This is a genomic window from Herbaspirillum sp. NPDC101397 (assembly GCF_044767325.1).
GTDB lineage: Bacteria > Pseudomonadota > Gammaproteobacteria > Burkholderiales > Burkholderiaceae_D > Herbaspirillum.
In genome coordinates this window covers 354,364-367,047 of the sequence record NZ_JBIWNS010000006.1, presented here as the reverse complement: position 1 = coordinate 367,047, position 12,684 = coordinate 354,364, and the positions used below count along the sequence as shown (strand labels likewise).

Genomic DNA, 12,684 nt, shown 5'->3' with positions numbered 1-12,684 from the left:
CATGAACAGCATCACGCATACGCCATTGGGACAAAGCGGCATCGCGCTCTCGCGCATTATCCTCGGCGGCCATGAATACCTGCCCGATGGCCGCTCGCGCGCCTTCAACGAAGACCTCGCCAAGGCGGTCACGCCCGGCCACGTGTTTGCCGGCTTCGGCGGCGCGCAGCGCCAGGCCTTGCTGGCGCATGCGCTCAGTCTCGGCATCGACGCCTTCGACGTCACCATCGATTCGGAGAAGGAGGCGCTGGGACGCAACCTGACCGCGCTGGGCACCCCCGCCGCGATCATGCAGACGCGTCCCGAAGGCATGCTCTACAGCTACGACCCGGGCAATCGCAAGCTGGTCTCGCCGGGTTTGCTGGAAGCCGAAGTGCGGCGCATCCTTGCGCTGACCGGACGCACGCAGATCGACATCCTCAACGTCGGCATCCTCGCCACGGCCTTGCAGCAGGACGCCGATTACATCGCGCGGTTGGGCGAGCAGATCGCGCTTCTCAAGCAAAAGCAGCTGATCCGCTGCGCCGCCGCCGACAGTTTCTCGGGCGCGGCGACATATCTGGCGATGATTGCCGGTGGCGCTTTCGATTCCCTCAACATCAACTTCAACCTGGCTGATGACGCCGCCGCCGATGAAGTACTGCCGGCGGCGAGGGCGGCCGGCATGACGGTGGTGGCGCGCGAGATCTTCATCAAGGGCGCGCTGTTCAACATCGGCCGCGAACTTGGTCTCGCGGCGCCTGCCATCGCGCGCGCCGGCCTGCTGTGGGCCGCGCAACGGCGCGACGTTGACGCGCTGATCGTTGGTGCGCAGGACGTCGGCCAGTTCGATTCCTCGGTGCGGCAGATCCGCCAGGTGCAGCAAGCCGGCGTCGGAACGGAAGAAGACATGCAGACATTGCAGCAACTGCGCGACAGCGACGCCTTGCGCACGCTGCGTCATCGCAATCGCGACGCCTTCCACGGTGTCGCCAACCAATAACCTTAACGGAAGCCACCATGACCACCTCCTCCGCCTCCACCTTGCAAGCAAGCAGCCCGCGCACCCTCGATCCGGCTTTGCGTGACATTTTCCTGCAAGTCAGCGTCGCCACGCTGTCGACCGCGCTGTTCAAACGCGGCTTCCGCAATACGCTGATCCAGGGCGCGCTGCCGCTCAATCCAAACGCGCCGCGCATGGTCGGCCTGGCCACCACGCTGCGCTACATTCCTTCGCGTGAAGACATCGACCACGTCGGCACTTTCGCCGATCGCGAGAACCCGCAGCGCAAGGTGGTCGAGACCATGCCGGCCGGCCATGTGCTGGTGATCGACAGCCGCGGCGACGCCAGCGCCGCCTCGGCCGGCGGCATCCTGATTACGCGCCTGATCCGGCGCGGCGTGGCCGGCGTGGTCAGCGACGGCGGCTTTCGCGATGCACCCGACATTCGCCAGATGGACTTCCCGGTGTATTGCAAGAGCCCGTCGCCGCCGACCAACCTGACGCGCCACCACGCCGCTGACATCGACATGCCGATCGGCTGCGGCGGCGTGCCGGTTTATCCCGGCGACGTCATCGTCGGCGACCTCGAAGGCGTGATCGTGATCCCCGCCGCGATTGCCGCCGAGGTCGCACAGGAAGCCGCGCAGATGACCGTGTTCGAAGACTTCGTCATGGAGCAGGTCGGCAACGGCGCCTCGACCTATGGCCTGTACCCGCCCGAAGAACCGGCGCTGCGCGCCTTCGAGCAATGGAAGCAGGCGCACGGGCGATAAGCGCCGGCATGCACACATCACACGCATCACCAGAATCAACCGAAGGGATATCGCAACCATGGCATCAGTAAGCATCCGTCAACTCGGCAAGCGCTACGGCGACACGCAGATCATCAAGGGCATCGACGTCGACATCCGCGACGGCGAATTCCTGGTGCTGGTGGGACCGTCGGGCTGCGGCAAATCCACCTTGCTGCGCATGATCGCCGGCCTGGAAAATATCAGCAGCGGCGAGCTCGCCATCGGCGGCAAGCGGGTCAACGACGTTCCGGCCAAGGCGCGCAACATCGCCATGGTGTTTCAGAACTACGCGCTGTATCCGCACATGACGGTGGCCGGCAACATCGGCTTTTCGATGCGCATGGCCGGCGTCGGCAAGCACGAGATCGCCACCCGCGTACAGTCGGCGGCGGCCATGCTGGGACTGGAAACCTACCTCGACCGTTATCCGCGCCAGCTGTCCGGCGGCCAGCGCCAGCGCGTCGCGATGGGGCGCGCGCTGGTGCGAGATCCGCAGGTGTTCCTGTTCGACGAGCCGCTGTCCAACCTCGACGCCAAACTGCGCGTACAGATGCGCGCCGAGATCAGGCAACTGCACCGGCGCGTCAAGACCACCATGGTCTACGTCACGCACGATCAGGTCGAGGCGATGACCATGGCCGACCGCATCGTGGTCTTGCGCGACGGCGTGGTGGAGCAGATCGGCGCGCCGCTGGAGCTGTACGACCATCCGCGCAACCGTTTCGTGGCCGGCTTCATCGGCTCGCCGACGATGAATTTCATCGACGGCAGTATTGTTCGCAATGAAGGCGGCATGGCGTTCGCGGCCGGCGACGGCATCCTGTTCCCGCTCAACGCCGACACACAGCAATGGGAAGGGCGCGAATGCGTCTACGGCATCCGTCCGGAGCATCTGCAACTGGTGGGTGAAGCAGGCGGCGGAAGCGTACGGGCGGTGCTGGAGTCAGTCGAACCGACAGGATCGGAAACGCATCTGAGCCTGTCGCTGGGCGGGCATGCCGGAAACAAGCCGCGCACGCTGGTGTGCTTGAGTCACGAGCGGGTTGCGGCGGGCGAGGGCGATGCGCTGTGGCTGCGTCCGGTGGACGGCCGCTATCACCTGTTCGACAGCGCCAGCGGCAACGCGCTGGCAATATAAGAAGGCGCCGTCAGTCGGAATATCAGAACCAGTGGTTGGCCTGTTTCAGGTCATTGCGCAATTCGCGGAAGCAGTGATCGGTCCATTCGCTGCGGCTGACTTCATTGCGTCGCATCAGCACGATCTTGCGCTTGAGGGTGGGGAAGCGCAGCGGGGCCACATGCAAGGTGTCGTCGCGCAGATAGCTGGTGTACAGGCTCGGCATGATGCCGATGGCGATGCCCGAGCGCACCACGCCGTACAGCGATTCGCTATGCACCATCTGATAGCGCCGCGATGCCGCCAGGCCGTGCTGCAGCAAAGCGGCTGAAGCGAATTCCCACACGCTGCCCTGGGCGAACATCACGATTTCTTCGCCGGCCATCTGGCGCCAGTGAACTTCCTTCGCGTCGGACAGCGGATGCTGTTTCGACACGATCAACACCAGTTCATCCTCGAACAACGTCACCGTATCGAGCGACATCGAATCGGGCGGCTTGATGCCGACGCAAAAATCCAGTTTGCCCGTATGCAACGATGACAACAGCGCATCGTTGGGCATATCCGACAACAGAATCTCGACATGCTCGTCGTGCGCCTCGTTGTAGCGGGCGATGACCGCCGCCGTCAGCGTCACCGCCGACGGAATCGCGCCGATGCGCACGCGATGGCGGCCGGTGCCGATGGCGTGGCGGATATCGTCAAAGGTATTGGTGGCGGTGTTGAGCAGGTGCTTGGCGTATTCCAGCACCACCGCGCCCTGCGCCGTCAGCGCGATCTGGTGCGTGGTGCGGTCGAACAGCTTGGTGCCGAGCTGGTTTTCCAGCTGTTTGATGGACGCGCTCAGCGCCGGCTGGGTCACTGACAACTGCTCCGCCGCCTTGCTGAAACTGTTGGTCCCGGCCAGCGTGGCGAAGGCCTGCAGGTGGCGCAGCGTGACCTTGTTGGTAAGCTTGATCATGGCGAGGGGGAGCGGCGGCAGCGTAGTCGTGTTGTGATTGGCATATCGTTTACAGATTACTTCCCTGTCGATTCTTTATGGTTATAAGTTTAATTTATGAAATTATAAATATAAACAAATTATATTATTGTTTGACTTGACCTATTCTCCACTTCGGCAAAACGGAATTGATATCGGGCGTTCACCGGCATCGATGTCCGACCTTACTTATTCTGGCCTGAAGGCCTTTTTCCCGGGGGATGGTGATGAAGCAATGGATGATCGGCGCAGTCGCAGTGCCAGCAATGCTGGCGGGCGCTCAGGCGCATGCACAAAGCAAAATGGAAATTTACGGCCTGATTTCCGGCGGCGTCGGCTACCTCACCAACCAGGGCGGTCCGCATAACCTGGAAGCCCTGAGCGGCACCAACCAGAATCCGCGCATCGGCTTCCGCGGCCAGGAAGACCTGGGCGGCGGCTCCAAGGCCATCTTCAACCTCGAGAACGGCTTCAACGTGATGACCGGCGCCGCCGCGCAAAGCGGCCGCCTGTTCGGCCGCCTGTCGTATGTCGGCCTGAGCAACACCGACCTCGGCACACTGACGCTGGGCCGCCAGTACGAAGCGGTCAAGGACTACCTCGGCCCGGTCGTCATCGCCAGTAACGGCGTCCACATCGGCGACAACGACAACGGCTACAACAACCTGCGCGCGCAGAATTCGGTCAAGTACATCAGCCCGACCTTCAGCAACTTCAACGTCACCGCACTGTACGGTTTCGGCGAAGCGGCCGGCGACGCCAGCATCAACCGCGTCATGAGCATCGGTTCCGGTTACAAGAGCGAGCGCTTCAAGTGGGCCGTCGCCTACACCCAGATGGATACGCCCAACAGCGCCAAGAGTCCGGACGGCGCGATGAGCAACGACTACGCCAGCTCGCTGCTGATCTTCAACAAGAGCGCCGTCAACAGCAGCCAGGGCGTGCGCAAGCAGCGCATCGCCGGCACCGGCGGCTTCTACACGGTCGGCAACACCGATTTCGGCCTGATGTACAGCAACGTCAAGTACGACTACCTGGACAACACCAAGCTGACGCTGCAAAACCTGGACCTGAACCTGGTGAATCACTTCACGCAGGCCTTGAACCTGGGCGCATCCTACTTCTACACCGTCGGCAAGTACGACACCATCAACACCAATCCGAAGTGGCATCAGTTCAACTTCCAGGCCGACTACTTCCTGTCAAAGCGCACCGACGTCGCCATCACCTACAGCTACCAGATCGCTGCGGGCGATGCCAAGAATGCCACGATCTTCGGCTTCCCGTCGTCGAGCGACAAGCATCAAGGCGTACTCATGATCGGCATGCGCCACGTCTTTTAAAATCGCAGAAAGCGCTTCGGCCTAAAATGGGCATCGCATCCATGTTTAAAGGAATCTCATTTTGAAAAAAGCATTATTGGCGGGCCAGAATCTGACCCTGAGTCTGACCCTGAGTCTGACCTTCAGCGCAGGCCTGTTCGGCCTGACCGCCACGCCTGCCCATGCCGAAAAGCGCACCCTGGTGCTGTCGGCCTATCCGATCGCCCAGCCGCTGTTTGCCAAATACGTCTATACGCCGTTCAAGGAAAAATGCGGCTGTGAGATCGTGGTTGAAACCGGCAACAACGCCGACCGCATCGCCAAGCTCGATGCGCGTCGCGACAATCCGGTGGTCGACCTGGTGCTGCTGTCGGACTTCGGCATGCTGGAAGCCGCGCGCAAGGGCCTGATCCAGCCGCTCGACTATGCCAAGCTGAAGAACTACGGCCAGGTCTACAATTTCGCCAAGAACCCGATCGGCGGCAACTTCGCGGTCGGCTACACGATCTACTCGGTCGGCCTGGTGTATCGCACCGACAAGATCAAATCGCTCGCCTCGTGGAAAGACCTCTGGCGTGCTGACATGAAAGGCCATCTCTCCCTGCCTGATGTCAGCACGACCCAGGGGCCCCTGACGCTGCAGATGGCGGACATCGCCTGGAACGGCAAGGGCGACGACTTCGCCACCGGCATGCAAAAGATCCTCGAGATCAAGAACAACGTCGTGACCTTCTCCAAGAACAGCGCGCAGTTGTCGTCGCTGTTCGCCCAGGATGAGATCTGGGCGGCGCCGGTGGCGCGCTTCACCTGGGCGCAATTGGCCAAGACCGGCTTGCCGCTCAAGTGGACCATCCCGACCGAAGGCCAGGCCGCCGGCATGAACGTGATGGGCATCGTCAACAAATCGAAGAACGCCGACCTGGCCTACCAGCTGATCGACTTCTGGCTGTCGAAGGAAGTGCAGACCGCGCTGGCGATGGACCTGGTGGATTCGCCGGTCAATACGCAAGTGGTCCTGCCGAAGGACAAGGCCGAGTTCAACACCTACGGCGCCGACCACATCGCCTCGCTCAAATTCGTCAAGCCGGAAACGCTGCTCAAGCACCGCTCGTCGTGGATGGAGCAGTGGAACAAGGGCATCAGCAAGTAAGTTGGCAAGTAAGTTGGCAAGTAAGGTAGAAAGAAGCAAAAAGGATCCTGCCGATGCAGGAAACGCCCGGCGCTCATGCAGCGCCGGGCTTGTGCATTTGAAGCAATAGAAACAACAGAAACAACAGAAGCAGCAGAAGGAAGAGGGAGTCCAGGCCGATGTCGGTGCATCAAAAAAAATGGAACGGCGTCATGCTCGTCATGCCGGCGTTGATCTTCACGGTGGTGTGCTTCCTGCTGCCGGTGCTGGCCTTGCTGCTGGACGCCTTCCGCGTCGACGCACCGGCGGCGCATTGGGGGCTGGGGCGCTTTGTCGATTTCTTCGCCGAACCGCTCAATCGCCAGGTGTTCCTGCGCACGCTGCGCATCGCCGCGCTGGTGACGCTGGTGTCGGCGCTGCTGTCCTATCCCGCCGCCCAGGCCATCGTGCGCGTGGCGCCGCGCTATCGCGGCATGGTGCTGGGCATGATGATCCTGCCGCTGATGGTCTCGCCGATTGCGCGCACCTACGCCTGGATCGTGCTGTTCGGCCGCAACGGCGCAATCAATTCCATCCTGCTCTCGCTGGGCCTGGCCGATGAGCCGCAACGCCTGCTGTTCAGCGAAATGGCGGTGTTCGTCGGCCTGCTGCAATTGCTGCTGCCGCTGATGCTGATGTCGCTGGTGAGCTCGATGGAAAACCTCTCGCGCGACATCACGCTGGCCGCCTCCACACTCGGCGCCAACGCCTGGCAGGTGTTCACGCGCGTGACCTTGCCGCTGACGCAGGAGGGCCTGATCGTCGGCGGCACGCTGGTGTTTACCGGCTGCGTCACCGCCTACGTGACGCCGGCCTTGCTGGGCGGCCCCAAGGTGCTGATGCTGGAAACGCTGCTGTACCAGAAGGTCAGCGTGGAAAGCGATTTCGGCACCGCCAATGTCATCGCGGTGATCCTGGTGCTCATGACGCTGGCCGTCAACGCCGGATTGAAACGCATCTCTTCGAGCCGGAGCACAGTATGAAAGAAGGATTGTTTTCGCGCGCCATGCTGTGGCTGGTGTTCCTGTTCCTGCTGGGGCCGTTCGTCATCGTGTTCCTGGCCGGCTTCAGCGCCGGCGACACGCTGGCGTTTCCGCCGGAATCATATTCGCTGCGCTGGATCGGCGAAGTGCTGGTCGCCGACGAGTTCCAGCGCGCCTTCCGCACCAGCCTGGAAATCGGCCTGCTCGCCACCGTGATCGCGCTGCTGCTGGGCGTGCCGGTGGCCTACGCCATGTCGCGCATGCCGCCGCCGGGCATGGGTGCGATCAAGCAGATCCTGACCTCGCCGCTGATCATCCCGGCCATGCTGGTGGGCCTGGGTTTGCTGCGCCATTTTGTGCTGCTGGTGGATGCGCCGGTGTTCCTCGGCCTGCTGATCGGGCACATCGGCTTGCTGACGCCGTACGCCGTACGCGTGGTGTACGCCAGCCTGGTCAACCTGCGCGTCGACATCGAAGAAGCCGCCATCACGCTGGGCGCGTCGCGCCTGCAGACCTTCTTCCTGATCGTGCTGCCGAACATTCGCAGCGCCGTGATCGCCGCCTTCTTCCTGGCGTTCGTGACCTCGTTCAACCAGGTGCCGGTGTCGCTGTTCCTGACCGGTCCGGGCATCAGCACCTTGCCGATCGAAATGCTGGGCCATATGGAAAACAGCTTCGATCCTTCTATCGCGGCCTTGTCGACGCTGCTGGTGCTGTTCACCATGGCCTTCGTGCTGGTGACAGAAAAGGTGCTGGGCATTTCAAAATACATGTGAGACACGATGAGCTATCTCGAACTACATCAACTGGCGCTCGGCTACGGCAAGAACAAGACCGCCGTCGAGCAACTGGACCTGGCGGTTGAGCAGGGCGAACTGATTTCGCTGCTCGGCCCCAGCGGCTGCGGCAAGACCACCACCATGCGCGCCATCGCCGGCCTGATCGACCTGCGCGCCGGCAGCATCATGCTGGACGGCCGCGACATCGGCCGCCTGCCGCCCAACAAGCGCAACATCGGCATGGTGTTCCAGTCCTACGCACTGTTCCCGCATCTGAACGTATTCGACAACGTCGCCTTCGGCCTGCGCCTGCGCAAGGTCGATGCGGTCACGCTGCGCAGCAAGGTCGAGCGCGTCATCGCCGCGGTCGGCCTGAGCGGCTTCGAGACGCGGCTGCCGGCGCAGATGTCGGGCGGCCAGCAACAGCGCGTGGCGCTGGCGCGCGCCATCGTGATCGAGCCGAAACTGCTGCTGCTGGACGAGCCGCTCTCCAACCTCGACGCCAAGCTGCGCGTGCAGATGCGCGCCGAGCTGCGCCGCATCCAGCGCGAGCTGGGCATCACCATGCTGTACGTGACGCACGACCAGGAAGAAGCGCTGGCGCTGTCGGACCGCATCGTGGTCATGAACGGCGGCAAGATCGAGCAACTGGACGTCCCGGAAAACCTCTTCAACGTGCCGCGCACGCGCTTCGTCGCCAACTTCATGGGCTTCGAAAACCTGTTCGATTATCGCGACGGCTTCCTCCACGGTGATGGCGGCAAGTTGCCGTTCGCGGTGGCGCCGCCGGACGGCACCGTGTGCGCCGGCTGGCGTCCGGAACGCGTCACCGTCGGCTCCGGTCCCTACAACGGCACGGTGCTGTCGCGCGGTTTCCTCGGCGATGCGGTGGAATACCTGCTGCAGACGCCGGTCGGTCCGGTCAAGGGCATTGCCGCGGCAACTGCAGCGCGCTGGCGTGAAGGCGACAGCGTCGACTTCGCCTTGCCGGCTGGTGAGGCCTTGCTGCTGCAAGCCTGATTTCACTTCACAAAAACAACCAGCAAGCTGAACACATCATGCAAAAAATATGGCTCGATACCGATCCCGGATTTGACGACTGGCTCGCCATGCTGCTGCTGTCGGCCAACCTCGACGTCGCATGGCTGGGCGTCTCGGTGGTGGCCGGCAACGCGCCGCTGTCGGTGACCTACGACAACGCGCTGCGCATCCGCAAGCACTACCATCTGGAAGTACCTGTGTACGCCGGCTGCGAAGCGCCGCTCAGCGGCGCCGTCGAAACTGCACAATGCATCCTCGGCGACGACGGCATGGCCACCACCGGCGAGCCGCTGCCGACAGTCGATATCGGCCAGGTCGAACGCGAACAGGAGCAGCAACAAAAACGCAGCCCGCTGCCGCACGCCGTCGATGCGCTGATCGAAGCAGTGCGCACGCATCCGGGTCAGCTCACGCTGATGTGCATCGCGCCGCTGACCAACATCGCCACCGCCTTGCAGCGCGCGCCCGACATCGCCGCGCAGATCAAGGAGATTATCCTGATGGGCGGCTCGGCCGATCAGGGCAATCACACCGCAGCAGCGGAGTTCAACATCTACGCCGATCCGGAAGCCGCCGATATCGTCTTCAACGCCGGCGTGCCGCTGCGCATGTTCGGCCTCAACCTGTGCCGCCAGTTGCTGGTGACGGCGACCGAAGTGCAGCAGGTGCGCGCCCTCGGCACCCTGCGCGCGAAGTGGCTGGCCGGCTATTTCGAAGCCTACCTGCGCATCCGCAGTCCCGACGGTTCGGTGCCGATGCCGATGTACGACCCGGCGGTGGCGATTTACCTGCGCCGTCCCGAACTGTTCAGCTTCAAGCCGGCACGCGTGGACATCGAACTGCACGGCAAGCTCACGCGCGGCATGACGGTCTGCGAATTCCGCGTGCCGCGCCGCGCCGCCGCCAACGTCGAAGTCGCCATGACGGTCGACGGCGAGCGCGCCATGGTCTGCATGATGCAGGAGTTGCTGGGCACGCTGTAATCACCGATCTCTTTTGCTGCATTGCCGCCGCGGGGATGGCGGCAGTCGCTTTTTGCTTATGAATATGGACGTACGCTTTATGAGAACACTGGATGCTGCCGCCGTCGTTGCTGCCACCGCTATCGCCACGGAGCACGGTCATGCTTGATGCCGACATCGACGCAGCCGGCCCCCTGAATCTGGAACAGTTCGTGCGCGCGCTGCCCAAGATGGAGTTGCATTGCCATCTGTTCGGCGCGGTGCGTCGCCAGACCTTCATCGACCTGTCGGTGAAGGCCGGCAATCGCGTCTCGCATGACGAGATCGAGGCCTTCTATACGCGCGGCGAAAAGCCGGTCGGCGTGCTGCGCGTATTGCGCGCGCTCGACGCCCATCTGATCCAGGGGCCATCGGACCTGCATCGCATCACCTACGAATATCTGGAAGACGTGCATCGCCACGGCGTGCGCTACACCGAGTTCTTCTGGAACCCCACCGGCACCGTGCGCGTCTCCGGCATCAGCTACGCCTCGGCGCAGGCCGCGATCGTGCTGGCGATCCGCGACGCCTTGCGTGATTTCGGCGTGATCGGCCGGCTGATCCCCAGCATCGACCGCGAAGCCAGTCCCGATGAAGCGGTGGCGATGGTCGAGTGGATGTGCGCGCACCGCCAGCCGGAAGTGATCGGCATCGGCATGGATTACCGCGAGAACGACCGGCCGCCGGAGTTGTTCTGGAAAGCCTATCGCGACGCCCGTGCCGCCGGCTTCCGCACCACTGCCCACGCCGGCGAATTCGGCATGCCGTGGATGAACGTGGAAAGCGCCATCGACCTGCTCAAGGTCGACCGCGTCGATCACGGCTACACCGTGGTCGACAATCCGGCCTTCCTGCAGAAGTGCAAGGAGCGCGACATGATCTTCACCGTGGTGCCGACCAATTCCTACTACCTGCGCACGCTGGAGCCGGCACGCTGGGCGCTGGACCACCCGATTCGCGCGATGGTGCGCGCCGGTCTGCGCGTGCATCCGAATACCGACGATCCGACGCTGCACCTGGTCACGCCCACGCGCGCCTGGCTGATGATGATGGAGTTCGGCTTCGGCATCGATGACATGCACGGTTTCATGCTCAACGGCCTTGATGCGGCCTGGATAGACGACGACCTGCGCCGGCAATGGCGGCTGGAATGGAGCGCCGCGTTCGAATCTCTGCGCGGCCGGCTGGTGATGTAAAAAAAACCGCGCCCTGTGACGGGCGCGGTTCGTTTTCAAGCCTCGGTGGGCGGCTGAATCAATGCATCAGCAGCACGATGAGGATGATGATGGGAATCGGGATTCCCAACAACCAAAGCAGTATGGCTCCCATGCTGATCTCCTAGGTCAAAGTAACAGTTTCGTTGGTGCTGCCGACGGTGGGTTCCACCGCCGTGTACACCACACGGTCCTTGCGGTCGCGCAGGCGACCGCCGAAGGTGGCAGCCAGGCTGGCGATGAACGCACCGCACAGCAGCGCCACGAACATCCACAGCGAACCATAAGCCGCCGCCTTGCGAGCAGTGTCGGCAGCTTCCTTGGCCTTGGTGGTGGCGTCGTCGATGGCCTTCTTGTACGCGGCATACGTGTCGTCGACGCGTTTTTCCGCATCGGCCTGGCTGATGCCGCTACGCTTGGCGATCACTTGCGCAACGTAGGTCTTGTCAGCGGCCGGCAGGGCGCCGGTGCGCAGCGCATTGGCGAAAATGCGCGTCACTTCATTGCGTTGTGCAGGCGCCAAAGGTGGGCTGTCAGGAGCACCGTTGGCAAGCGGCGCAACCGGAGCTGCATCGGCTGATGCCGGTGCACCGGTTTGCGAGCCTGCAGCAGGAGCGCGGAACAACGTGTCGATGAAGTAGCCAGACGCAGCATCGGCAGTATTGCCATCCGCTGCTGCAACACCACCGGCAGCAGCTGTAGCGCCGGTAGCCACTACTGCCGCCCCGGCCGAACCGGCCACTTTGGCGCCGCTCGATATCACGCTGCCGATGGCGGTGCTGAGCAACGCCGCCGTCGCCAGCGATGCCACTGCCCAGGCCAGGAAGCCGTGCGCGGTGTCGCGGAAATACACTTCATCGGTATGCACGCTGGCCCATTTCACGCGCAGGCGTCCGGCCATGTAACCACCGATGGCTGATGCAGCGATTTGCGTGAAAGTAATCCACGCTACCGTCGACCAGCCGATGGTCTGTGCGCTGAGACCGTTGCCGGACCAGGGCGAGACCGAAGAAAATCCCAGGCCGAAGCCGAGGATCACCAGGATGAAGGACAACGCCGCCGCAGCGAACGCACCCGCAAGGATGGCTCCCCACGAGACGCCGGACGCGATGCTGTCGTCCCCACCAACTGCATGTGCATGCAGGCTACTATTAATCATGTTTTTCTCCTCGAGAGTGTTCTTGTCACGAGAGCAAATGTACCGGCGGCGCTCGCCGCCAACCATAGGACGATCTCGTCACCTTTCGTAGGATTTGCGGCAGACCAGAGGGTGACCGACGCCACAAGCGGAGGTCCGCTGACAG

Annotated in this window: 12 protein-coding genes; 10 read left to right on the top strand and 2 right to left on the bottom strand. The window is 62.9% G+C overall.

Going from position 1 to position 12,684, the window contains the following annotated elements:
- Position 1: 1 nt before the first annotated feature.
- The 3 genes from ACIROW_RS16835 to ACIROW_RS16825 are packed head-to-tail and all read left to right on the top strand — an operon-like array spanning position 2 to position 2,914.
- Positions 2-982: a hypothetical protein gene (locus ACIROW_RS16835; RefSeq protein ID WP_402277553.1), complete on the top strand. Its 981-nt coding sequence runs from the start codon at positions 2-4 to the stop codon at positions 980-982.
- 17 nt (positions 983-999) lie between these two features.
- Positions 1,000-1,755 (top strand): ribonuclease activity regulator RraA, encoded by a 756-nt coding sequence (locus ACIROW_RS16830; RefSeq protein ID WP_402277551.1) that lies wholly within the window; start codon positions 1,000-1,002, stop codon positions 1,753-1,755.
- 58 nt (positions 1,756-1,813) lie between these two features.
- Positions 1,814-2,914: an ABC transporter ATP-binding protein gene (locus tag ACIROW_RS16825; protein WP_402277550.1), complete on the top strand. Its 1,101-nt coding sequence runs from the start codon at positions 1,814-1,816 to the stop codon at positions 2,912-2,914.
- Positions 2,915-2,936: 22 nt separating this feature from the next.
- Here ACIROW_RS16825 and ACIROW_RS16820 read toward each other — a convergent pair whose 3' ends face one another.
- A complete protein-coding gene (locus tag ACIROW_RS16820; protein ID WP_402277548.1) occupies positions 2,937-3,854 on the bottom strand; it encodes a LysR family transcriptional regulator in 918 nt (305 codons plus the stop codon).
- 257 nt (positions 3,855-4,111) lie between these two features.
- Here ACIROW_RS16820 and ACIROW_RS16815 point away from each other — a divergent pair, with 257 nt between their 5' ends.
- The 7 genes from ACIROW_RS16815 (at position 4,112) to ACIROW_RS16785 (ending at position 11,362) form a co-directional block, all read left to right on the top strand.
- A complete protein-coding gene (locus ACIROW_RS16815; protein ID WP_402277708.1) occupies positions 4,112-5,215 on the top strand; it encodes a porin in 1,104 nt (367 codons plus the stop codon).
- A 91-nt stretch (positions 5,216-5,306) separates the two neighbouring features.
- A complete protein-coding gene (locus ACIROW_RS16810; protein ID WP_402277706.1) occupies positions 5,307-6,344 on the top strand; it encodes an ABC transporter substrate-binding protein in 1,038 nt (345 codons plus the stop codon).
- 191 nt (positions 6,345-6,535) lie between these two features.
- A complete protein-coding gene (locus tag ACIROW_RS16805) occupies positions 6,536-7,345 on the top strand; it encodes an ABC transporter permease (protein ID WP_402277546.1) in 810 nt (269 codons plus the stop codon).
- Positions 7,342-8,121, top strand: coding sequence for an ABC transporter permease (locus ACIROW_RS16800; RefSeq protein ID WP_116434571.1), 780 nt, complete (start codon positions 7,342-7,344; stop codon positions 8,119-8,121). Before ACIROW_RS16805 ends, ACIROW_RS16800 begins: the two co-directional genes overlap by 4 nt.
- 6 nt (positions 8,122-8,127) lie before the next feature.
- Positions 8,128-9,144 carry an ABC transporter ATP-binding protein gene (locus tag ACIROW_RS16795; RefSeq protein WP_402277544.1) on the top strand — a complete coding sequence of 339 codons (1,017 nt, stop codon included), beginning with the start codon at positions 8,128-8,130 and terminating at the stop codon, positions 9,142-9,144.
- A gap of 38 nt (positions 9,145-9,182) precedes the next feature.
- Entirely contained in the window at positions 9,183-10,148 is a 966-nt protein-coding gene (locus ACIROW_RS16790; RefSeq protein WP_402277542.1) for a nucleoside hydrolase, read from the top strand.
- A 140-nt stretch (positions 10,149-10,288) separates the two neighbouring features.
- Positions 10,289-11,362 carry an adenosine deaminase gene (locus ACIROW_RS16785; RefSeq protein ID WP_402277540.1) on the top strand — a complete coding sequence of 358 codons (1,074 nt, stop codon included), beginning with the start codon at positions 10,289-10,291 and terminating at the stop codon, positions 11,360-11,362.
- Positions 11,363-11,504: 142 nt separating this feature from the next.
- Here ACIROW_RS16785 and ACIROW_RS16780 read toward each other — a convergent pair whose 3' ends face one another.
- Entirely contained in the window at positions 11,505-12,539 is a 1,035-nt protein-coding gene (locus ACIROW_RS16780) for a hypothetical protein (protein ID WP_402277538.1), read from the bottom strand.
- Positions 12,540-12,684 lie beyond the last annotated feature (145 nt).